This is a genomic window from Marinobacterium marinum (assembly GCF_013868415.1).
In the GTDB taxonomy this organism is placed as follows: Bacteria; Pseudomonadota; Gammaproteobacteria; order Pseudomonadales; family Balneatricaceae; genus Marinobacterium; species Marinobacterium marinum.
This window is the reverse complement of sequence record NZ_JACEMT010000053.1, coordinates 1,173-24,571: the sequence shown is the minus strand read 5'-3', so window position 1 is coordinate 24,571 and position 23,399 is coordinate 1,173. Positions and strand designations below refer to the sequence as shown.

Annotated in this window: 22 protein-coding genes; 14 read left to right on the top strand and 8 right to left on the bottom strand. The window is 57.5% G+C overall.

The window, feature by feature from the left end; translation table 11 throughout:
* Positions 1-24: 24 nt before the first annotated feature.
* On the bottom strand, positions 25-1,224 hold the full coding sequence (locus H1S06_RS13240; RefSeq protein WP_181740995.1) for an MFS transporter: 1,200 nt from the start codon (positions 1,222-1,224) through the stop codon (positions 25-27).
* Positions 1,225-1,332: 108 nt separating this feature from the next.
* On the opposite strand from H1S06_RS13240, the gene H1S06_RS13235 reads away from it, so the two are divergent.
* From H1S06_RS13235 to serA, 3 genes are all read left to right on the top strand, one after another.
* A complete protein-coding gene (locus H1S06_RS13235) occupies positions 1,333-2,220 on the top strand; it encodes a LysR family transcriptional regulator (RefSeq protein WP_181740992.1) in 888 nt (295 codons plus the stop codon).
* Positions 2,221-2,299: 79 nt separating this feature from the next.
* The gene (ppnP, locus tag H1S06_RS13230; RefSeq protein ID WP_181740990.1) at positions 2,300-2,581 is read left to right on the top strand and encodes a pyrimidine/purine nucleoside phosphorylase; all 282 of its coding nucleotides are present in this window, start codon (positions 2,300-2,302) and stop codon (positions 2,579-2,581) included.
* 194 nt (positions 2,582-2,775) lie between these two features.
* Entirely contained in the window at positions 2,776-4,008 is a 1,233-nt protein-coding gene (gene serA / locus H1S06_RS13225) for a phosphoglycerate dehydrogenase (protein WP_181740988.1), read from the top strand.
* Between the two features lie 69 nt (positions 4,009-4,077).
* On the opposite strand, the gene H1S06_RS13220 is transcribed toward serA, so the two are convergent.
* Positions 4,078-5,103, bottom strand: a complete 1,026-nt coding sequence (locus H1S06_RS13220) for an alpha/beta hydrolase (protein ID WP_181740986.1) — start codon at positions 5,101-5,103, stop codon at positions 4,078-4,080.
* Between the two features lie 72 nt (positions 5,104-5,175).
* Here H1S06_RS13220 and H1S06_RS13215 point away from each other — a divergent pair, with 72 nt between their 5' ends.
* From H1S06_RS13215 to H1S06_RS13175, 9 genes are all read left to right on the top strand, one after another.
* On the top strand, positions 5,176-8,397 hold the full coding sequence (locus H1S06_RS13215) for a mechanosensitive ion channel domain-containing protein (RefSeq protein WP_181740984.1): 3,222 nt from the start codon (positions 5,176-5,178) through the stop codon (positions 8,395-8,397).
* 68 nt (positions 8,398-8,465) lie between these two features.
* Positions 8,466-9,356 (top strand): LysR substrate-binding domain-containing protein, encoded by an 891-nt coding sequence (locus H1S06_RS13210; protein WP_181740982.1) that lies wholly within the window; start codon positions 8,466-8,468, stop codon positions 9,354-9,356.
* 120 nt (positions 9,357-9,476) lie between these two features.
* Positions 9,477-10,706 carry a CaiB/BaiF CoA transferase family protein gene (locus H1S06_RS13205; RefSeq protein WP_181740980.1) on the top strand — a complete coding sequence of 410 codons (1,230 nt, stop codon included), beginning with the start codon at positions 9,477-9,479 and terminating at the stop codon, positions 10,704-10,706.
* Entirely contained in the window at positions 10,706-11,665 is a 960-nt protein-coding gene (locus H1S06_RS13200; protein ID WP_220183888.1) for a hydroxymethylglutaryl-CoA lyase, read from the top strand. Before H1S06_RS13205 ends, H1S06_RS13200 begins: the two co-directional genes overlap by 1 nt.
* Before the next feature lie 40 nt (positions 11,666-11,705).
* Positions 11,706-12,692 (top strand): TRAP transporter substrate-binding protein, encoded by a 987-nt coding sequence (locus H1S06_RS13195; RefSeq protein WP_181740978.1) that lies wholly within the window; start codon positions 11,706-11,708, stop codon positions 12,690-12,692.
* An 80-nt stretch (positions 12,693-12,772) separates the two neighbouring features.
* Positions 12,773-13,336, top strand: a complete 564-nt coding sequence (locus H1S06_RS13190; RefSeq protein ID WP_181740976.1) for a TRAP transporter small permease — start codon at positions 12,773-12,775, stop codon at positions 13,334-13,336.
* Positions 13,336-14,607 carry a TRAP transporter large permease gene (locus H1S06_RS13185; protein ID WP_181740974.1) on the top strand — a complete coding sequence of 424 codons (1,272 nt, stop codon included), beginning with the start codon at positions 13,336-13,338 and terminating at the stop codon, positions 14,605-14,607. The genes H1S06_RS13190 and H1S06_RS13185 overlap by 1 nt, the downstream gene beginning before the upstream one ends.
* Before the next feature lie 129 nt (positions 14,608-14,736).
* The gene (locus tag H1S06_RS13180) at positions 14,737-15,096 is read left to right on the top strand and encodes a DUF4870 family protein (protein ID WP_181740972.1); all 360 of its coding nucleotides are present in this window, start codon (positions 14,737-14,739) and stop codon (positions 15,094-15,096) included.
* Positions 15,097-15,380: 284 nt separating this feature from the next.
* Complete coding sequence (locus H1S06_RS13175) at positions 15,381-17,558, top strand: malate synthase G (protein ID WP_181740970.1); 2,178 nt, start codon at positions 15,381-15,383, stop codon at positions 17,556-17,558.
* 106 nt (positions 17,559-17,664) lie between these two features.
* Here H1S06_RS13175 and H1S06_RS13170 read toward each other — a convergent pair whose 3' ends face one another.
* The 6 genes from H1S06_RS13170 to H1S06_RS13145 form a co-directional block, all read right to left on the bottom strand.
* Complete coding sequence (locus H1S06_RS13170; protein ID WP_220183887.1) at positions 17,665-18,111, bottom strand: c-type cytochrome; 447 nt, start codon at positions 18,109-18,111, stop codon at positions 17,665-17,667.
* Positions 18,112-18,127: 16 nt separating this feature from the next.
* On the bottom strand, positions 18,128-18,784 hold the full coding sequence (gene grxB / locus H1S06_RS13165) for a glutaredoxin 2 (protein ID WP_181740966.1): 657 nt from the start codon (positions 18,782-18,784) through the stop codon (positions 18,128-18,130).
* Between the two features lie 27 nt (positions 18,785-18,811).
* Positions 18,812-19,312, bottom strand: a complete 501-nt coding sequence (locus H1S06_RS13160; protein ID WP_181740964.1) for a CZB domain-containing protein — start codon at positions 19,310-19,312, stop codon at positions 18,812-18,814.
* Between the two features lie 197 nt (positions 19,313-19,509).
* Positions 19,510-20,895, bottom strand: coding sequence for an SLC13 family permease (locus H1S06_RS13155; protein WP_181740962.1), 1,386 nt, complete (start codon positions 20,893-20,895; stop codon positions 19,510-19,512).
* Between the two features lie 100 nt (positions 20,896-20,995).
* Entirely contained in the window at positions 20,996-21,328 is a 333-nt protein-coding gene (locus H1S06_RS13150; protein ID WP_181740960.1) for a hypothetical protein, read from the bottom strand.
* A gap of 70 nt (positions 21,329-21,398) precedes the next feature.
* The gene (locus H1S06_RS13145; protein ID WP_181740958.1) at positions 21,399-21,845 is read right to left on the bottom strand and encodes a hypothetical protein; all 447 of its coding nucleotides are present in this window, start codon (positions 21,843-21,845) and stop codon (positions 21,399-21,401) included.
* A 629-nt stretch (positions 21,846-22,474) separates the two neighbouring features.
* Here H1S06_RS13145 and H1S06_RS13140 point away from each other — a divergent pair.
* Both H1S06_RS13140 and H1S06_RS13135 read left to right on the top strand, forming a co-directional pair.
* On the top strand, positions 22,475-22,783 hold the full coding sequence (locus H1S06_RS13140; RefSeq protein WP_220183886.1) for a transposase: 309 nt from the start codon (positions 22,475-22,477) through the stop codon (positions 22,781-22,783).
* A gap of 8 nt (positions 22,784-22,791) precedes the next feature.
* The coding region (locus H1S06_RS13135) for an IS3 family transposase (RefSeq protein ID WP_255483112.1) at positions 22,792-23,399 on the top strand (608 nt) is incomplete at its 3' end.

The window sequence follows — 23,399 nt, the reverse complement described above, 5'->3', positions numbered from 1 at the left end:
AGATTCTGTCCACAGTTTAACAGATCAGGAAACGGCCACGCTTGGCTGACGCCGCTGCAGCCGGTACAGGGCCAGACTGAGCGTCAATGTCAGCGCCAGCACCAGCAGCGAGCCGAACACAACGCCTGTCCAACCCTGCCATTGCCAGAAGGGATACAGATAAAACCCGCCGGTACTGGCACCGGTGTAATAAAACAGCAGGTATAGCGACGAGGCGCTGGCGCGGGCATGGCGTGCATTCTGACTCACCCAGCCACTGGCGCTGGAATGAGCAAAGAAGAAACCGAAACTGTTGATCAAAAAACCCAACACGATCAACCACAACTGCTCTGATAATGTCAGCAGACTACCGCCCATCAGCACCAGACTACCGAAGGCCATGCATAACGGCTGGGGCAGCTTTTGCCCAAGCTTGCCGGCAATGGCTGAGCCAAAGGTCCCCGCCAGATAGGTCAGAAACAGCATGCCCAGAACACGGGCCGGCAGATTATAGGGCGCATCGGCCAGTACAAAGGTGATGTAGCTGTACTGGTTGATAAAGATGAAAAAGTTGAAACCGCCCACCAGATACGCCAGTAACAGCACCGGGTTGCGCAAGTGGCTGCCCAGATCCGCCAGCATGCGACGCGGCTTGAAGGGGCGCGGCGTAAAATGTTTCGATACGGGCAGCAAAAGGGCAAAAATGATCAGGCACACCACACTGAGCAGAGTCATGACCTTGAACGCATCCGACCAGCCCAGCCAGTCGCCGACAAAGCCGCCGATCAGACGGCCACTGATCCCCCCCAAACTGTTACCGCCGATATACAGCCCAACAGCCAGCAGCATGGCAGGACGTTCAAACTCGTCCCCCATCCAGGCAATGGCAATCGCCGGCAACCCGGCCAGCAGCATTCCCTGCACGGCTCGCAGAACCAGCACCCCGGTATAGCTCTCGGTAAAAGACAGCAGCAGCGTGACCAGCGTTGCGCCGCTCATGGTCAACAGCATGATCCAGCGCCGCCCCAGCGCATCCGACAGAGGCCCCCAGATCAGCAAGGATAGCCCCAGCGTTAGTGTCGTCACCGTAAATGTCCAGCCGGCCTGCAGGGCCGACACCTCGAACGCCTGCGCCAGCATCGGCAGCAGGGGCTGAGTAATATAGACATTGGCAAAGATCATGAAGGATCCCAGGCACAGCGCCAGGGTGGCCCGCCAGAAATCGGCACTACCGGATGTAATCATGGCAACTACCTGAGTAAAAACGTAGGAAACAACACTGGCATGACGATAGCAGCCCACCTAAAATCATTAAAATATATACTTCTTATTCAACCCATAAATTAATTTGATATGGATCTGCGTAACCTGCGTTATTTCCTGACGGTCGCCGAGCAGGGAGGCTTCACCGCTGCAGCCGAACAGCTGCACATTGCCCAACCGGCCGTCAGCATGGCCATTCGCAAGCTGGAACAGCAGCTGGGACTGCCCCTGTTTGATCGTCAGGAACGGCGTATCCGTCTGACCGACGAAGGGGAAGTCCTGCTGCGTCACGCCCGCATCATCCTGCAGGCTGTCAATGATGCCGAGCGAGACATGCGCGAGCTGCATACCCTGGAGCGCGGCGAGGTGCGTGTCGGTATTCCCAGCATGCTGGGCTCCTACTATTTTCCACCGATTCTGATGGCCTTCCGGCACCACTACCCCGGCGTACGGCTGGAAGTGATCGAGGCCGGCACCCGCAAGCTGCAGCAGATGATCCATCAGGGTGAAATCGACATGGGCGTCATCGTCTGCGACACCCCGCCGGAAGACCTGGAAACCCATTGTTTTCTGCATGCCCAAATGATGGCTATCCTGCCCGCCGACCATGCCTTGGCGCAGGCCCGGACCATCACCTATGATGCCTTCTTTACCGAAGAACTGGTTCTGTTCAAAGAAGGCTATTTCCACCGTGAAGTCATCGATCGCATCAGCCGGGAAGCCGGTGTCACCCCGCGTATCGGTTTTGAAGCCAACCTGATTCCCCTGATCAAGCAGATCGTCTCCCATGGCTACGGCATCAGTACCCTGCTGGAGATGGTTGTCGCAGACGATCCCGGCCTGGTCGCCGTGCCCTTTAGCCCCGCCGTCTGGCTTGAACTTTCACTGGCCTGGCGCAAGGGACACCGACTGTCACGTGCCAACCAGACATTCGTGGACCTGGTACTGCAGCACGCCGAACGTGATCACAACAGGTGACAACGCGTGCCCAGGCACATTATTCTTGCGTTCCACTCAATTCGGGCCTGACCGGCCTGACCGTCTGCAAGGAGAACCCATGCTCAGCACCAACAGCTATTTCGACGGCAACGTGGCCTCGATCGCATTTGAAACCCCGCAAGGCCCGGCTACATCGGGCGTCATGCTACCGGGCGAGTACACTTTCGGCACCAGCCAGAATGAGCGCATGATTGTCACTTCCGGTCTGTTGACCGTGCGTCTGCCAGGCCAGACCGAATGGACCGATTTCACCGCCGGAACCGAATTCAATATCACGGCCGGTGATGCCTTTGACGTGCGTCTGGACACGCCTGTCACCTATCTGTGCTACTACAGCTAGGATCCTCTCCCGATCCACAGGGCCGCCGCCTCCCGGCCCTTATCTTCGTTTGTACTCAAGATGAACTGAATATTTTTCCATCACGCAACTCTGTGTGACCCCACACCCGCATCGAGTTTATGCTAGACTTGCTTTCCTCAAATTTCTCCTTGGCTGGACGACTTCCCGCCCAGCTGCAGCATGAGTCGCAGAAGATGAGCAAAAGTACTTCTCTGGATAAGAGCAAGATCAAGATTCTGTTGCTGGAAGGCGTGCACCAGTCCGCGATCGACACGCTGAACGCGCAGGGCTACACCAACATCGAATTTCACACCGGCTCCCTGCCGGAAGAAGAACTGATCGAGAAAATCCGTGACGTTCACTTCATCGGTATCCGTTCACGCACCCAGCTCACCCGCCAGGTGTTTGCCGCCGCTGAAAAACTGGTCGCGGTCGGCTGTTTCTGTATCGGTACCAACCAGGTCGACCTGCAGGCGGCCACCGAAGGCGGCATCGCAGTCTTCAACGCCCCCTATTCCAACACCCGCTCCGTGGCCGAACTGGTTCTGGCTGAAGCGATCATCCTGCTGCGTGGTGTTGCCGAGAAAAACGCCAAGGCTCACCGCGGTGAGTGGCAGAAGAGCGCCAAGAACTCCTACGAAATCCGAGGCAAGAAGCTGGGTATTGTCGGTTACGGCAGCATCGGCTCTCAGCTGAGCGTGCTGGCCGAAGGCCTGGGTATGGACGTGTATTTTTATGACGTTATCACCAAGCTGCCGCTGGGTAACGCCAAACAGGTCAGCTCACTGCCCGAACTGCTGGGCATGTGTGACATCATCACCCTGCACGTACCGGAAACCGCAGCGACCAAGGACATGATGGGAGCCGCCCAGTTTGAGCAGATCAAACAGGATGCCATCTTCATCAACGCTGCCCGTGGTACCGTGGTTGATATCGACGCCCTGTGCGAAGCGCTGCAAGCCGGCAAGCTGCTGGGCGCCGCCATCGACGTCTTCCCCGTCGAGCCGCGCAGCAACAACGACGAATTCATCAGCCCGCTGCGTGAATTCGACAATGTGATCCTGACCCCGCACGTGGGCGGCTCCACCATGGAAGCCCAGGAAAACATCGGCTATGAAGTGGCCGAGAAGCTGGTCAAATACAGCGACAACGGCTCGTCCATCACCTCCGTGAACTTCCCGGAAGTGGCACTGCCGGAACACCCGAACAAGCACCGCCTGCTGCACGTTCACGAGAACATTCCGGGGGTACTCACCCAGATCAACACCGTGTTCTCCGAAAACGGCATCAACATCTCCGGCCAGTACCTGCAAACCAACGAAACCGTTGGCTATGTGGTCATGGACGTAGATGCGGACTACTCCAAGCTGGCCTTGGAAAAACTGCAGCTGGTCAACGGCACCATCCGTTGCCGTCGTCTGTTCTAAGACAGCTGCATCGCATGAACACAAAAAAGGCAGACCCTCTCGGGTCTGCCTTTTTTATTGACCGGCCATTCAACCGGCGACACGCTTCAGTCGCCTGGATCGCGGTGAGCGGGAGTGCGCCTGCAGACGCTGGCTGATGCGATCAAACACCTCGCGCCGCCAGGGTTCGGCCTCATTGACCAGGTGATGACGCGCGGCTACCAGCCGTTCAATGCTGGCCCGAGGCAACAACCGTGTCAGAACCTCCAGATTGTGTTCCCACTCCAGTGTTTGATCATCGGTTCCCTGAATGATCAGGGCCGGTACGCTCAGATCGTTTGCCTGCTCCACCTTCTGCACCCAGTCCAGCATGGCACCCACCCACCCCACATCGACAAAATTGCCCTGTAGCGGGTCGAGGTAACGCATGAAGTGAACAAACGCCGCGTCATTGGAGCTGTCGCTGTGCTCACGGTTGACCCGCTTCAGGCACCAGTGCAACCAGCGATAGCTCAATTCGATACGACTGTAATGACGCGGACGCACCAGCGGCGACAACAGCACCCGGTCCTGCAACAGTAAAGCGCCACGCTGCCGGTCCATTGCCAGCTGGAGCAGAATCGCTCCGCCCGTGCTTTGTCCGATCCCCACACACGGCATTGTCAGCTGATGTTCATGCCGCTGCAATAGACTGGCCAGCTGACAGGCATAGGTACGAAAGCTGTCAATGGCATAGCGCTGTCCCGATGACAGACCATGACCCGGCAAATCATATATCAGCACATCCCAGTGCTGTTCGAGCAGATGGGCAATCAGATGACGATACAGTCCTGCATGATCGGTATACCCATGCACCACTACAGCGGTACCTCGGCTGTGCGCATGACTGAAATGCTGTACCACCAACAGCGTGTCACCGACCAACTCGGTCCCAATGCTGTAGCGCGCCATGGAAGAGACCGTTTCCAGACCATAATAGGCCAGATAGGCCTGCACCTCGGCGCCACACAGGGTTTGCTCGCCAGGAATAAAGCTGTCCAGCGATTCACGCAACCGGCAAGGATGGAAGCCGGGTTCGGCATAATCTCCCTGAGGTGTTATTTTTGTTCTGTTCACGGCCACGCTCCTATGCTCTGATTAGCCTATGATGATTTTGCCTCCTCTCCATGTGCCAATATTGACAAACTGATGACAAAACAATTAATTCTGCGCTGGTTGTTATTGCTGGGCCTGTCACTGGCCTGCCCTTTAACTGTAGCCGCTTCTTCGGAAGACACCATCAAGCAACTGGAACAGCAGCTGCAGCAGCAGGCCGATGCCAGCGGCAGCCAGGCGGCACTCAAGGAGCTGTATCAGCAGACTCTGAGCGCACTGAAAGCCAGCCAGCGCTATCAGGCACGGGCCGATGAATTACAGCGCCAGATCGAACAACAACCCCAGGAGCTGCGTCAGCAACAGCAGCTGCTGGAAGACAATCGTCAGCCCAGGCAGGACGACAACTTCCTGAATCTGAGTGAGCCCGACCTGGAGCAGGCCATCACCCTCAAGCGTGCCGCCCTGCTGCAGCTAGAGCAGCAGCGCGAGCAGCTGGACCAGCAGATTGAGCTCAACGACCAGAAACTGCTCAGCCTGCGCGAACAGTTGGCCGAGCTAAAACAGACGCCTCCGGAACTCCCCCCGCTGCCGCTGGAGAATACAGGGCGCGAGTTCAACGATGCCCGCCTGCAACTCAAAAATGCGCTACTGGAGCGTCGCAGCAGCCATGTCCGCGCGCTGGAACTTGAACTGCTGGCCCTGCCGGGCCAAACCGATCTGGCCAGCCTGCAGCTGGACCTGCTGCGTCAACAACTGCAACAGTCCGGACAGGTGCTGCAGGCCATGCTGAATCAGCACGAGCAGATGCAACGCACCGAGCTGGAAAACACGTTAAGCAGCCTGACCACTCCCGACGAAACGGCACTGGAGCACCCTTTACTGGCCGATCTGCTGCAGCAAAACCAGCAACTGAGCGAACAGCTGCGCGAGCTGGTCGAACAAACCAGCGTCACGCAACATCGACGCATCACGCTGGAGCGGGAGCTGGAGCTGATTACCCGCAGTTTCAAAACCATCCAGCAGCAGTTGGAGCTGGAAAGCTACAGCGCCAGCTTTGAGCTGCGTCGCTTTACCCAGGAACTGTCGCGCCCGGCGAATACGGCGACCACGCGACAGGCACTGAATGCACTGCGCCTAAGCAGTCTGGACTTTAACGGCCTGAGTAACGGCTCCGAATACGTCCCGGCCCCCAACGCATCCCTGACTGACGAGCAGCGTGGCTATCAGGAGCAGCTGCTGGAAAATCAGAGAACCCTGCACAGCCGACTGCAGGACAGCCGTCAACAACTGATCGGCGAGCTGTCCCAGCTGCTGGCGGTCAAGAAACAGCTGAACGAGCGGCTCCAGCAGGCGCGCCGCCTGATCGAGCAACAGTTGCTCTGGCTGCCGGTCTCTCCACCCATTTCATGGCAGTGGCCCACCGAAGTCATGGACGGCCAGGTCCTGTTGAAGGAACGGCTGCAACGCCTGCTTTCGACCCCCATTCTGGCCGAAGATGCACACTTGAACACGCTGCTGGGCTTCTTTGCCCTGCTGCTGGCCATGGCCCTGAGCGTCTATCGCTACCAGAAAATCCACCGCCAGCGCTGGCGTCAGGAACTGGGCAATGTTGTCCACGATCGTTTTTCTCGCACCCTGCGCCTGCTGCTGTCCGGTGCTATTGCAGCCCTGCCTATGCCAACCCTGCTGCTATTGCTGCGCAACTACAGCCTCAACCCGGCGCATCCTGACCAGCTGGTCTTGAGTCAACTGCTGCTGACCTGGGCGCTGAGCCTGCAATTCTACGGCATGGCTCTGGTCTGGCTACGGGTTCCGAACGGGCTGATGTGTGGACATTTTGCCCTGCCTTCACAACTGGCACGGGTCGTGCGACGCCAGCTCCACCTGCTGTTCTGGGTCTCCATGCCACTGCTGTCGCTGCTGCTGATCACGGACAGCTACAACGCCGTTGAACTGCAGAGCGGCCCAGGGCGTCTGCTGTTCTTGCTGCTGGTGCTGAGCCTGATGCTGTTCTGGCAGGGCTTCTGGCGCGTCAGCCACGACTTCGAACAGCTGACTCTGCAACGGCGCTGGTGGAGCAACGCACACCTGTGGATCGGCCTGATGCTGCTGTTCAACCTGATCATGTTTGGCCTGGGGCTTTGGGGCTACACCCTGACCGCTCTGTTCTTCATGCTGATCCTGCTGATCGTGATTATGCAGGGGCTTGCCGCCTTCATCCTGTTCAAGCTGGGCTTGCGCTGGCTGCTGATCGAAGAGCGTCGACTGGCCTTCAGCCGTGCCCGTACCAGACGTGCTGAAATCATCGCCGCACGCGAAAACAAGGATGACAATACGCCTCTCAAGGAGGATTATCTTGACCTGCAGACCATCTCCGAACAGTCACGAGTCCTGTTGAAAACCGCCGTGGTTCTGTTGTTTGGCAGCGCCCTGTGGCTCACTCTGGGCGACTTCCTGCCCACCCTGCAAATACTGGAAAGCATCCAGCTCTGGAACGGGCTGGAGAAAAGCGGTGATCAGGAAATCATCACTCATGTCACCCTCCGTGACCTGGCGGTCGGCGGCCTGATCGTCTGGCTCAGCCTGCTGGCCGCCAAGAACCTGCCCGGCCTGCTGGAGTTGCTGGCATTACGCCGCCTGGAATTGTCTCCCGGTACCAGTTACGCCATTACCACTCTGCTCAAGTACTCTCTGATTCTGATCGGTTTCATGATCGCCATCGGGCAATTCGGGGTCCAGTGGAGTAAGCTGCAGTGGCTGGTGGCGGCCCTGGGTGTAGGCCTCGGCTTTGGCTTGCAGGAGATCGTGGCCAATTTTGTGTCAGGCCTGATCATTCTGTTCGAAAAACCGGTCCGCATCGGTGACACCGTCACGCTGGGCAATGTCACCGGGTCCGTGTCCCGCATCCAGATCCGTGCCACCACGATCACCGACTGGGACCGCAAGGAAGTGATCATCCCCAACAAGACGTTCATTACCGAGCAGCTGATCAACTGGTCACTCAGTGACGCCACAACCCGTGTCGTCCTCACCATTGGTGTCGCCTATGGCAGCGATGTCCAACTGGCGGAAGAACTGTTGATCCAGGCGGCAAAAGACAATCCGCGAGTGCTGGATGACCCGGAGCCGGATGCCTATTTCCGTGAATTCTCCAGCAGCACGCTCAATATCGATTTGCGTGTCTATGTCAGCAGCATGTCCGACCGGGTACCGGTGACCAATGAGCTGAACAAGACCATTAACCGGGTTTTCAACGAACACAAGATCGAGATCGCCTTCCCGCAACTGGATGTGCATCTGCACAGAAGCAAATAAGGGCGAGTTGCCCCCTGTCCGGGCCCAGCGCATAGAATCGACTCCGTTGTTTTCTTCGGAGCCGTTATATGCGCCTGGACCCTACCTCTCTGCGTCTGTTCGTTCGTGTGCTGGAAACCGGCACCATTGCCGCCGCCGCCGAGCACGAACACATTGCCGCATCGGCCGTCAGCAAACGCATCAGTGAGCTGGAACACAACCTGGATGCCCAGCTGCTGGTTCGTACCAATCGCGGCGTCGAAGGCACCCAGGCCGGCAAGGCACTGGCCCAGCTGGCGCGCAGCGTGCTGCAGCAACTGGACGAGGTGCATGCCCGCATGCACGAGTACTCCCAGGGTGTCCGCGGAGAAGTGCGCATTGTCGCCAACATCTCCGCCATCACCCAGTTTCTGCCCCGTCAGCTGAAGGCTTTCCTTGACCGGCATCCCCTGATCCAGATTCAGCTGGAAGAAAAAATCAGTTCGGAAATTATCGATACTCTGGCCCAGCGCAAGGCCGATATCGGCATTTTTACCGAAGTACTGGGCGATACTGAAAACCTGCAGATTTACCCCTATCGATCCGACAATCTGGTCGTAATTACCGCCAACCGACACCCCCTGGCCGATACCCCAAGACTGCATTTTGCCGACACCCTCAAATATGACTACGTCGGTCTGCATACCGGCAGCGCGATTAACAACAAGCTGCTCCACGCCGCTGCCGCTGCCGAGCAGCCCTTCCGCATGCGTATTCAGGTCACCAGCTACGAAGCCCTGCTGCGCATGGTGGAGCAGGATCTGGGCATCGGCATCATGCCCATGGATATTGCCCGCCCCTATGTCAATACCCGGCGCATCAAGGCCATTGCTCTGAACGATGCCTGGGCCCATCGCAACCTCAAGCTCTGTACCAACAATCAACAGCCCATGTCACAGGCCACGCGACGCTTGCTAGAATATTTGACTCAGGACGACTGAGAGGCTGCCATCTCCGTTGGAGATGGCAGCCTCTCATTTAACCATTTTGTCATTTCCCGGTTCAGGACCATTATCTTCAAACACAGAGTTGTAGCCATGTGATGCGAAGACGAGGTAAACATGACCGAGGAACAATCCTCCGCCAAGGAACAGGCAAACCAGCCCCTGCCGCTGGAAGGTGTACGCGTACTTGAGCTGGGCTCCCTGATCGCCGGACCTTATGCCGCCAGCATTCTGGCCCAGTTCGGTGCCGAAGTGATCAAGGTCGAGCCGCCCGGTACCGGAGACCCCCTGCGTCGCTGGCGCAAAATGCACAAGGACACCTCGCTGTGGTGGTACTCGCAAAGCCGCAATAAAAAATCCCTGACGTTGAACCTCAAGGACCCCGAGGCTCAGGAAGTGATCCACAAGCTGGTGGCCGAATGCGATATCGTGATCGAGAACTTCCGCCCCGGCACGCTGGAAAAATGGAATCTGGGCTGGGACCAGCTGTCCGCCATCAACCCGTCCCTGATCATGATTCGCGTGTCAGGCTACGGCCAGGATGGCCCTTACGCCTCGCGCCCCGGTTTTGCCGCGATTGCCGAATCGATCGGCGGCCTGCGCCACCTGGCCGGCTACCCTGACCGACCGCCAGTGCGGGCCGGCGTCAGTATTGGTGACACTCTGGCTTCTCTGTATGGCGTCATCGGCGCCATGATGGCCATGCACCACCTGAAAGTGAACGGCGGCAAGGGCCAGTATGTCGATGTCGCCCTGTATGAAGCCGTCTTTGGCGTCATGGAAAGCCTGATTCCCGAATACGGCATGTTCGGCTTTGTCCGCGAACGCACCGGTGCCAGCATGCCCGGCATTGCCCCCTCCAGCACCTATCGCAGCGCCGATGACCGCTACATCGTCATTGCCGCCAACAGTGACAGCATTTTCAAACGCCTGATGAACGCCATCGACCGCCAGGATCTGGCCGAAGACCCCGACCTGGCACACAACGATGGCCGTGCCCGACGCAGTGACGAGCTGGACGCAGCGATCGAGGCCTGGACCTCCAGCCGCCCGCTAAAGGACGCACTCCAGGTCCTGGAAGATGCTGCCGTGCCTTCCAGCGGCATCAACACTGCCGCCGAAATTTTCGACGACCCGCATTTCCGCGCCCGTGGCATGATCACTGAACAGCCGCTGCCGGACGGTGCCGAGATATCCCTGCCCGGCATCGTGCCCAAACTGAGTGCCACCCCGGGCACCACCCGCTGGCTGGGCCCCAAGCTGGGCGAGCACAATGAAGAAATCCTGGCCGGGATCGGCTATGACGCCGATGCCATCCGGCGGTTGCAGGACAAGGGAGCCCTCTGATGTTTGCCAGCCTGCCCCATCGGGTCAGAGTCAACGAAGTCGTCACACGCGACGGCTTTCAGAGTGAACCCGCGTTCATCCCCACCGACACCAAGATCGAACTGATCAATGCACTGGCACGGCTCGGGCTGCACAAGATTGAGGTCACCTCCTTCGTATCTCCACGCGCAATCCCCAATCTGCGCGATGCGGAAGAGGTCATGAGTGCCATCACCCGCGACACCGACACCACCTATGTGGCGCTGGTACCCAACGAAAAAGGCTGCACCCGCGCTCTGGAACTGGCGGTGGACGAGATCAACCTGGTGATGTCGGTCAGCAACAGCCACAACCTGGCCAACATGCGCATGAGCTGCGAGCAGTCGCTGCAGCAGTTCGCCCGCATTGCCGAAATGACTTCCGGCACACCGATGCGTTTGAACGGCTCGCTGGCCACTGCCTTCGGCTGCCCGTTTGAAGGCCCGCAGGCAGAAGACCGGGTACTGAGTGTTATCGATGCCTATCTGGAGCGCGGCCTGCACAGCATTACCCTGGCCGACACCACCGGCATGGCCGTACCCACGCAGGTGTACGACCTTTGCCAGGCCGTGCATACGCGCTGGCCGGAGCTGGATGTGACCCTGCATTTCCACAACACGCGGGGCCTCGGCCTGAGCAATGTTCTGGCAGCACTGGCAGCGGGCATGGACCAGTTTGATGCCTCTCTGGGCGGCCTGGGCGGCTGTCCCTTCGCTCCGGGCGCCACCGGCAATATCTGCACCGAAGATCTGGTCCATATGCTGCACGAAATGGATCTGGACACCGGCGTGGATCTGAACGCCCTGCTGCAGCAATCACAGCGCCTTGGCGTCATTGTCGATCACGCGCTGCCCGGCCAGGTCGTACAGGCTGGCCCCCGCAGCCTGACACGACCACTCCCCGAATCGGTACAACAGTTGATGCAAGACGGCCGCCCCTGATCAGGCCAGGTCAAACGAGAACTATAAACAAGGAATGATCATGAAACTGAAGACTCTCCTCGGCTCCGGCATACTGATGACTGCGCTGGCCGCCATGCCGACACTGGCGGAAACCACGCTGAAAGTCACCCTGCAGCTGCCACTGAAACACCACCTGGGCCAGAACATGGTGGACTTCAAGAACGAAGTGGAAAAGGCCAGCAACGGCGACATCAAGATCCAGATCTTCCCCTCCGCTCAGCTGTACAAGGACAAGGAAGTGCACCATGCGGTCAGTTCCGGCGCCATTGAAATGGGCGTCATGAGCGTGACCCAGCTGGCCGGCACCATCCCGGCGGTGGATGTGTTCTACGTACCCTTCATGTTCCCCACCTACGACAAGGTGATCAAAGCCACGGCTCCTGGCAGCGAACTGCGTACTCTGCTGGATAATGAAATCATCGCCACCGGCGCACGTCCTCTGTGGTGGCAGGCCTATGGCGGCGTTGCACTGCTGTCCAAGGAAAAGCCGATTCGTCTGCCTGAAGACATGGCCGGTATGAAAGTGCGTGTGTTCGGCAAGACGCTGGGCGAATTCGCCAAATCCGTTGATGCGGCACCGACCGTCATGGCCGGCTCCGAGCAGTTCCTGGCCTACCAGCGTGGCACCGTGGATGCCGGCATGACCGGTATCACCGCAGTCGGCCCTCGCAAGCTGTACCAGGTCATGGACCACCTGACTCTGACCAACCATGCCAACATCGAGTTCATGACCATCATCAACGAGAAAGTCTGGCAGGGTCTGACCGAGCGCGAACGCGACATTCTGCAAACCGCCGCCGTGAAGGTTGAACAACAGCTGCGTGACAAGATTCAGACGCTGGAAACGGAAGCCGCTGCCAATGCCAGAAAGGAAATGAATGTCATTGAACTGAGTGCGGACGATGTGGCCAAGTGGCAACAGGTAACCCGCCCGGTACTGGACAGTTTCATCGACAATGCCGGTCCACTGGGACAACAGGTGATCGACGCTGCGCGCGCACTCTGATTCCCCTGCTCCCTTACTCCTGACGGACACCCCTTTGCGGGGGTGTCCGTTTTGTTCGTTATCAGTCGTCGGAATTACTCATGTCAGATGTGAACGCCTCTCAACATGACAAGCAGGCCTGGCGCGCCGCTCACCCTTCACGCTGGGTCCGTTTTAACCACCGCATCGTGACCCTGTGTGGACGCCTGGCTGCGGCCCTGTTCGTCACCATCGCCGTCATGATCACCTATGAAGTGGTGGCCCGCTATATTTTTCTCGCCCCTACCATTTGGGTGGAAGATCTCTCTCTGCTGTGCCAGATCTGGGCTTCCTGTCTGGGTGCGAGCTGGCTGCTGCAGCACCAGGCCCTGATTCGTATCGACATGCTGATCGCCCGTTTTGGTCCACGCATGCGCACCCTGGCCGAACTCTGGTCACTGCTGGTCATCGCCCTGTTTTCCGCTTGGGTGGCCTGGTACGGCAGTGAGATCGTAATGGAATCCATCACCATGGGGTCCGCTTCCGCCTCCATGCTGGGGCTGCCCATGTGGCTCACCAAAAGCGCCATTCCGGTCGGGTTCGGCCTGTTGTTCATTCAATGTCTGACCGAAGCCGCACTGGTATTGGGCGGCCACCTGCAGGCGGCGGAAGAGGTAAATATCTGATGACGGTTGCACTGATTATTTTTGCCCTGCTGATGCTGCTGCTGTCCGGCGTGCCGGTCGGCTTCGTGCTGGGCGGACTGGGCCTGGCGATGCTGCTGCTGGCCGATATCTCGCCATTGATGGTGCCCATGGCGCTGTACTCCTCGTTCGACAGTTTCATTCTACTGTCGGTGCCGCTGTTCCTGCTGATGTCCAACATCCTGCTCAAGGGTGGCGTGGGCAAGGACCTGTTCAACGCCGTGCAGACCTGGGTTGGGCACTGGCCGGGGGGCCTGGGCATCGCCACCATTACCTCCTGTACTATTTTCTCCGCCATTTCCGGTTCCTCGGTAGCCACCGCCGCCACCATCGGCAGTGTGGCGATCAAGGAAATGACCGATCGCGGCTATCACCGCCCGTTCGTACTCGGTCTGATCGCCGCCGGCGGTACACTGGGCATCCTGATCCCGCCGTCGATTCCGATGATCGTTTATGGCGTGATTACCGAGGAATCGATCGTCGACCTGTTCCTGGCCGGTGTGGTACCGGGCCTGATCATGGCCGGCAGCTTTATCGCCTTCAGTTTCCTCTATGCCATCTTCGGCAAGGCCTGCACCCCGGTCGCCCGAGCCTCCTGGGGCGAGCGTCGCAGCGCGACCCTGCGCGCCCTGCCGACCCTGCTGCTGGCCGCCGTGATCATCGGCGGCATCTATGCCGGTATCTTTACCCCGACCGAGTCCGCCGCCATCGGTGTGGCTGTATCCCTGATCATCGTGCTGGCGCTGAAGACCTTCACCTGGGACGGCTTCAAGGCCGCCTGCATGGATACCATGAAGACCTCGATCACCATCTTCCTGATCATGGCCGGGGCCAAGGTGTTCGGCAAGGCGATCACTCTGTATCAGATCCCGCAGGAGATCTCGATGTTCGTCAGCATGCACATCGGTGAAGCCGGCCTGTTCATTATGGCGGTCTGCCTGGTGCTGCTGATCATGGGCTTCTTCCTCGAGTCCATCTCCATGTTGCTGATCATGATGCCGGTGCTCTACCCCTCGCTGGCACCGCTGGGCATCGACCCGATCTGGTTCGGCATCATCTTCGTCATCATGATCGAGTGTGCGCTGATTACACCACCGGTCGGACTCAACCTGTTCGTAATACAAGCCGTCTCCGGAGGCCCGATAATGGATGTAGTACGCGGTGTCTGGCCATTCATCCTGCTGATGTTCATGTGCCTGCTGCTGGTGTTCTTCTTCCCCAAAGTGGCCCTGTACCTGCCGTTCTACCTGTAACACCGTTGCCGGGGCCGCCAGCCCCGGCAACTCCTCGCACGTCAGTCGTCATCCCGTGATTGACGCCCGCACGACAAAACGGGAATATCTGCCGTTGTCCCAACCACACTCATGTTCAAGGAGAACACTATGACGGACACCCCCACACAGGCCCCGCAACAGGACACCGGAGCCAGTAATGCCAAGATTGTCTACATCCTGTACCTGGTCAGCCTGATTGTCGGCCTGACCGGTATTGTCGGTGTTGTCATGGCCTACATGTACAAAGGCGAAGCCACCGCTTGGGTGCAGGATCATTACCGCTGGCAGATTCGCACGTTCTGGATCGGTCTGCTGTACAGCTGTATCGGCCTGGCACTGACCTTTATCGGTATCGGTTTCATTATTCTGCTCGCCACCGCCATCTGGTTCATCATCCGCTGCGTCAAGGGCTACCAGTGCCTGGAGAAACGCCAGCCCTTGCCCAATTCCGGCAGCTGGTTGTTCTAAAATTACGACACGCCCGCCATTCTGTTTATACGATAACCAAGGGGTCGCCAAGCGGCCCCTTGGTTTGTAAAAAAACAACGAAAAACGCATTAAAAACTGTCAACACACTGCGATCTTCCACGAAAACACCACTATCGACCCACCCCTCATACTTTAGGCGCATACGCGGGACAGATGAAAAAAAATGCGCTACTTTCGCAATGCACAATCCTTTAATGGACCGTTTTCCTGTCCGGATCCGCTCCCCTCGGACCGCGACGATCATAAAAAATCGAGGCAAAAAAATGAGCCAACGGGTACAGGTCGGTGGCCTGCAAGTCGCCAAAGAGCTTTACGATTTCATCAACAGCGAAGCACTGCCGGGTACCGGCGTGGAAACAGAGCAGTTCTGGAGCCGCTTCGACAGTATCGTGCACGACCTCGCACCGCGTAACCGTGAGCTGCTGGCCAAACGTGACACCATTCAGGCTCAGATCGACGCCTGGCACCGCGATAATCGCGGCACTGGCTTCAATTTAGACACCTACAAAACCTTCCTGCAGGAAATCGGTTACCTGTTGCCGGAAGGTGAAGACTTTACCGCCACCACCGAGAATGTGGACCCTGAAATGGCCACCATGGCCGGTCCGCAGCTGGTGGTGCCCGTAATGAACGCCCGCTATGCCCTGAACGCAGCCAATGCACGCTGGGGCAGCCTGTATGACGCACTCTACGGTACCGATGCCATCGCTGAAGACAATGGCGCCGAGAAGGGACAGGGGTACAACCCGGCCCGCGGGGCCCGAGTCATCGCCTTCGGTCGCGATTTCCTCGACGAGAGTGCTCCCCTGGCTGGAGCGTCTCACAAGGATTCTGCCGGTTACAGTATTCAGGACGGTCAGCTGCGTGTGGCACTGCTTGATGGCGGCGAAACCGGCCTGGCAACGCCATCCCAGCTGGCAGGCTATACCGGCAGCGCCAGTAACCCGACCGCCATTCTGATCACGCACAACGGTCTGCATTTCGAAATCCAGATCGACCGTGACAGCCAGATCGGCAAGAGTGATGCCGCCGGCGTCAAGGACATCCTGATGGAAGCGGCGCTGACCACCATCATGGACTGCGAAGATTCGGTCGCAGCCGTTGATGCCGAAGACAAGGTTCTGGCCTACAAAAACTGGCTCGGCCTGATGAAAGGTACGCTGACCGAAGAGATCAGCAAGGGCGGCAAGACTTTCACCCGTCGCATGAACCCGGACCGCGAGTACACAACCCCCAACGGTGGCAGTCTGACCCTGAAGGGCCGCAGTCTGATGTTTGTGCGCAACGTGGGCCATCTGATGACCAACCCGGCGATCATCGATCGTGACGGCAACGAAATCCCGGAAGGCATCCTGGACGGCGTGGTCACTACCCTGATCTCAGTTCATGACATCAAGGGCAACGGCCCCTTCCGCAACGCCACCACCGGCTCTACCTATATCGTGAAACCGAAGATGCACGGTCCGGAGGAAGTGGCCTTTGCCAACGAACTCTTCGGCCGCATCGAAGACGCGCTCGGCCTGCCCAGCTTCACCCTGAAAATGGGCATCATGGACGAAGAGCGCCGTACCACCGTCAACCTGAAAGAGTGCATCCGTGCCGCCAAGGAACGCGTGGTCTTCATCAACACCGGCTTCCTCGACCGTACCGGTGACGAAATCCATACCTCCATGGAAGCCGGACCGATGATCCGCAAGGGCGACATGAAGGGCTCGGCCTGGATCAAGGCCTACGAGGACTGGAACGTCGACACCGGGCTGGCTTGCGGCCTCAGCGGCCGTGCCCAGATCGGCAAGGGCATGTGGGCCATGCCGGACCTGATGGCCAGCATGCTGGAACAGAAAATCGGCCACCCCCTTTCTGGCGCCAACACCGCCTGGGTTCCCTCTCCAACTGCCGCTGCCCTGCATGCGCTGCATTACCACAAGGTGGATGTATTCGCCCGTCAGCAGGAGCTGAAAAACCGAGCACGCGCCAGCCTCGATGATATCCTGACCATTCCGGTGGCGCAGAACCCGAACTGGAGCGCTGAAGAGATCCAGCAGGAACTGGACAACAACGCCCAGGGTATTCTCGGCTATGTGGTCCGCTGGGTCGACCAGGGCGTGGGCTGCTCCAAGGTGCCGGACATCAACGATGTGGGCCTGATGGAAGACCGCGCAACTCTGCGCATTTCCAGCCAGCATATCGCCAACTGGCTGCACCACGGCGTCTGCTCCGAAGCCCAGGTGATGGAAACCATGCAACGCATGGCCGCCGTAGTTGACCGTCAAAATGCCGATGACGCGCTGTACCAGCCGATGGCACCGAACTTCGATGACAGCATCGCCTTCCAGGCTGCCTGTGAGCTGGTCTTCAAGGGCTGTGAACAGCCCAGCGGCTACACCGAACCGGTTCTGCATCGCCGCCGTCTGGAACTGAAAGCGAAACAGGCCGGCTGATTCAGCCATCCGACAAAAAACCCCGCAGGCGCAGCCGGCGGGGTTTTTCGGTTTAAGAACGGCATCTCCGCAGCGGTACCGGCCGCGTCAGGCGAACACTGCCCGATCAGTCTCTGAACGTGTCATGGCACGCCTTGCAACTCTGTGCCAAACGTCCGACCAGTGGGCGCAACTTGTCTCGCCCCGAATGTCCGTCCACCGCCTGCTGCAACTCCCGGCTCTGCGTTTGCATCTCCTGCATCAGCACGGCATAACGGTCCGGAGAACTCCAGATACGCCAGGACGCACGTGTTTCAACCTGATCACCACGAGCACTCTGGGCATCAGCAAACCCCTCATCGACAATCTCGCCAAGCAGCACCAAATGCCCGGCCCGCTGACGAAATTCGTCTTCATCAAAGTCCACGCGCCCCTGCACCATGGCCGCCAAACGGCTCAGCTGCCACTCCATCGCGGCAAAGGTACCCTGACGATACTGAATCGCCGTATCCACGTCCGCGGCGGCCAACGGCCCCGACAGGCTCAGCGCCAGACCCAGCAGGCATGCTTTCATTTGCATCATCCGGCCCTCAGATCGCACGATCGAAATAAAGCTCGACACCGCTCAAGGCCGACACCTCGTGCAGCCACTGCTCAACCCGTGGCGGGAAACGCAGCCCTTTCACCAAAGTCAGACTGCGCACGACCGGGAAATTCATCACATCATTCCAGCTCAGGGTATTACCCTGCTCCGACGGCAGGGACAACGCCGGCAACTCCGCCAGAGCACGCTCGATGTCCGCCTTATGTGCTTCGGTATCCGCCAGCGCCTGCTCGAACGAACAACCCAGCAGGGCTTCCTTCTTGGCACGAAAATATTCGCACGAACTTTCGGTAGCGAAATCCGCCAATCCGATGCGGGTGACACGCGGGAAATTCAGCGCCCAACTCTGAAACTGCACCGGCTGGAACAATGGCTGAATTGCTTCGCTCAATTGCAGCGGACGCAGTCGCTTGTCCGCTGCACCCAGATCATCCAGCAATTTGGCGATTTCCATGCTTTCGCCAATCGCAACACCCTGATGCTCGAAAATCGGCACCATCTTCTGTCCGATCAGGCGATGACAGGTTTCTTCATCATCATTCAGCAGAATCACCTGCTCCAGATCACTGACCTGCCGATAGTTCGCGACCATCATGGTACGCACGCAAAACGGGCAGTGATCGTAAATATACAAACGCGACACGGAGTTACTCTCTCTTCAACGTGGGGGTCATTGCTTCAACCGAGTATACATATGTGCCAAATGCATCACGACCTCACGTGAGATAGTCGCAAAATTGCCCTGGTTAATCTCTTCCAGTGCTTCCTGCTTGCGTTCTGACTGGGCCAGAATAAGGACATGCCCGGCACAAACATGAAAGTGAGCGTGGCGCCGCTTGAGTTCCGCAAACTCCGGCTGTGTCGCAAACTGATCGCCGCCCACGCCGTGTATCCATTTCCCCAACGCGCAGCAGTCGTCACGTGCGACAACCGCCGGATCAAGGTCTTCCTGGGAGCGTCCGGCAATCACGTCATTCAGGCGAATTTTCCAACGCTGGTGCGCTTCAATGGCGCTTTTGAAATCAAGGCCTGCCGCCTCAGCTTCCAAAGGGTCTTCCGGTTCGGGAATGGCATCATCCAACACTTCATCCGCAGCATCGACTGCCAACTCTGTTGTCGTTGTTCCGTCCTGCCCGCCAAGGGCCTTGATCAACCAACGTCTGAAACCCATGCTGTGCTGGCTCCTTGCTAGGGGTATGGTGCTGTGAACACAACACCTTCCCACCTGATTGTTATATTTTTATGTAACCCATGTTATACGTTGACTCCATCAATTAGCAAAAACTATATTTTTGTATCCTATTGAATACAAACAACAATTTTAATTCTTCATCCCCCGCTTCACAGAAGCAGAGATGACGCTTTGTTTCAAATCCAGCCCAGCCATTGCCACCAGAGGTAATCCAGCGGCAGCAGTACCAGAACACTCAGGGCAGCCATAATCAGGCAGAGTCGTGCCGCATGCCCAATCGACATTCCCGCCAGAGGCATCGCCATCATCAAAGGAACCGACTGATAGGTAAAAATCACCGTTGAAAAGCCGAACACCTGTGTCATCAGCACCGCCTCCAGACTGAAGCCGGTCATTTCGCTGACCTGTTCCGCCAGCGGCGTCAATGTGGCGGGAACACCCGCCAGCGTGGCGACCACACCGGTCAACATGGCTGCCAGCGACAGCGAGAAAAAATTTACCGCATCCCGCCCCGGTGCCAGCGGCAACCAATCAAGGACTCGCCCGCCCACCACTTGGCTGAGCTGGCTGTAATTGATCAGGCCGGCAATCCCCAGCAGCCCTGCCACCACCAGAATCGAGCTGATCTTGACCTTTTCGTTAAAACTCTTGGGCGACACCATGCCAATACCGGGCAGCAGTAACAGCGTGGCAGCAGCCAACCCTATCCAGGCTGCCGAGATATGATGTACCGAGTCCGTCAGCCAGAATCCCAGTGTTACCAGCATAATGGCCAACAACCGGCCTTCTTGAAAACTCAGCGCACCCTGCCGCCCCTCCGGCGTGGCACGCCGTGGTGTATCGGGATACAACTTCAGAATGACAATAATCAGTAACACTGCCTTCAAAGCACCCAACACGGGGAAGTGCAGCCACAAATACTCGGTGAACATCGGCGTCCAGCCATGGATGCTTTCTGCCGAACCGATCATGATCATATTGGGAATGTTGGCCGGCAATATCGCAAACGTGGGCAGGTGGGAGCCAAAGGCTGCCGCCAGCAAAACACCATGCTGCCCATTGCTGCCACGGGCAAAGCCGCAGTGCTCGGCAATCACCAGTGCAATGGGAATAAACAGCACAATGCGCCCCACCGACGAGGGCATCAAAAACCCCAACAGCACCCCCATCAGCACAATACCGGTAATCAGGCGCGTATAGCTGCGGTCCAGAGAACGACTGAAACGATCGGCAACCCGTTGCGCCAGTCCCGTTTCAGAGATCGCAATCCCAATCACCAGCCCCGAGAAAATAAGCCAGCAGGCAGTCGAGGTCAGTCCCGAAAACACCACCTCTGCCGGTGCCAGCGACAACAGCATCGCCAGCACCAGAATGACCAGCGCACTGACGAATTCCGGCAGCGCACCGGTTGCAAACAGCACCATGCCCGTCATCACCAGCAAAGCTGACAGTTGCTGCCGATGCGTCAACAGATCGGCGGCCGGGGTCAGCAACAACAGCATCGACAACAGCGGTATCAATACCAGTGCAACCCGTTGAGAACGTTTCAGCGGAATACTCACGATCCATCTCCGTATGACTGATACTGGGCGTGTATAACCGGGTTCAGGTTCGACTTTTACAGCCCCCGGGCCATCCCGATTCGAGACCTGATGCGCCGGATTACTCGATCACCCAGTTTGCAGCCCCGACACCCTTTTCACTGAAACGTATTTTGACAGGAAACGTCTTGCCACAGCCTTGAACGACCCAAAGCTCACGCCAATAGCGTGAGCCAACCTGTCCTTCAGGCATGGCCATGACATAAGGCATGAAGTTTTCCGGGCTGTCACAGCCTTGGGTCGCAACATCAGCGGCAACACCCAGCATGGCATCATGAATCAATTGCTGATTCGACAAAGTACCCTCCTGTATGGCCCCCTCAGGCAAGCCCGAATTGGCAAAAGCAGGTACCGCACAACACAGGCACAAGCCTGCAAGCAGGATACGTTTCATACAAAATCCTTTTAAATTATTGGCACTTCACGTCGATCTGGCCCATAACCACTGACACCTTGCCAGGCACTTATCCGATGCCGATATCCACATTTAAACTGGATAACACCAACCCGATCAAAAGCACGACCAGTAACGCCATGGCATACATGGCCAAAAACTGGAATGCGATGGCACTGATCCCAAGTATCGCAGCTCCGCCCGTAACACGAGACGACTCCTTGACCGCGTAACCGATCAGCCCAAGGATGAATGCAACACCCCCCAAGAATACCGTAGCGACTTCGACCATTTTATCCTTGTCCCAGTGTGCAGCCTGCTGTACCCGGACAGGCTCTTTGCCTTTCAATGCATCCAGAGCCGCATTGCGTATTGAAGACACCTTTTCAGCAACCACTGTTTCAAGTGTAGGCTTGGGTGATAAAGGCCCTGCCCAGAAATGCACAAGCGCCAACAAGAAGGCAAGGCCACCAATGGCCATGCCGATCATTCCATATTTCGACTTCTTCGTTTCCATACGCTGGTATCTCCAACTGACCCGATTGCATCAATGACAGTAATCATAACGCATCTGATCACCCGGAAGCCTCGCAGCCAATACACGAGCCTGTTTGAACAGTACCGCAGAGCTGTCACACTCGGTGCCTGCACCAACCCAAAGCAGCCCTTGAAATAAGCACCGGCGATGGGGGTAATCCCGCTTGAACCTCGCCAGAAAAAATTGCAGACTCATCCATGCATCAGACAGGCAGTAGATGCACAAGCACTCCGGTAAAGATCCAAAGGGACTGGTTGATGGATTTTCATATTTCACACCCGCCGTGTAAGGCGGCTCGAATTCTGTTGGCTATAGCTGCTACTTGCAGCTATCGGCTCAGCCTTCCCTTGGGCGCTATACCCTTTCGGTAAGGAATGAACTGCCTGAAATACCCGTTTAGATCGGCGAGACACGTGCCTCCATTATTTTTTATATTAGATTCAATCACTTATGGTATATCCAATTTAAAGTGTGAAAATTAAAAGGTATACCTGCTAATAATTATTATGAGGTCGTAGACCTCATTAACAGACTGTTAGGTTTCCGAGTTACCCACGAACAGTAGACACCTTCTATAGTTAGGTTTACCCCTGACGAGGAGGTGCAAGATGGCCAGGAAAAAATATCAGCACTATACCGAAGAGTTTCGGCGCGAGGCAGTCAGGCGTGCTGATCAGCCCGGACATACGGCGGTCTCAGTGGCCAAGGAGCTGGGGATTCATCCCGGGCAGATTTACAACTGGCGACGTCAGTTTACCCGGCTGTCTGAGAAGCAGTTTAACAGCCTGAACGGGGTAGACTACTCCAAACCGGAGAGTGATGAGGTCCGGCAACTGAAGCGCGAACGTGATGCGCTGAAGAAGGAGCTCGAGTTCCTAAAAAAGGCAGCTGCGTACTTTGCGAGCCAGCAGGAGTAAAGTACGCTCTGATACAGGAGTATCGTGGGCAGTACGCGATACGGTTGATGTGCCGAGTTCTGGATGTATCGGCCTCAGGATTCTACCGCTGGTTGGGTCGGGGCCTCAGTGCCCGTGTGCGTCGGCGACAGATCATGGAAGAGCAGGTCATGGATACCTTTGCCACCTACAAGGCCCGTTACGGGGCCCCCAGAATCACGCAGGAACTCAATGCCCTGGGGATCGACTGCTCCGTAAACTATGTCGCCAATATCCTGAAACATAACGGTATTCGGGCCCGTAACGGCAAAGCCTTCAAGTACACCCCACGAACGGAAGCGATGACGGGCGTAGCGGACAACCTTCTCAAACGTCACTTCAATGCCGCTGGTCCCAACCAAAAATGGACCACCGACATCACTTACATCTGGGTCAGGGATCGCTGGCTATATCTGGCCACGGTGATGGACCTGTATTCCCGCAGCATCGTCGGCTGGGCACTGGATACCAGTATGACAGAGCAGCTGATTACGGATGCCCTGAATATGGCGTTCAAGCGACGCGATATCGAACCTGGCCTGATCATTCACTCCGATCGAGGGGTTCAGTATCGCTCCAACCGTTATCAGGCCTTGAT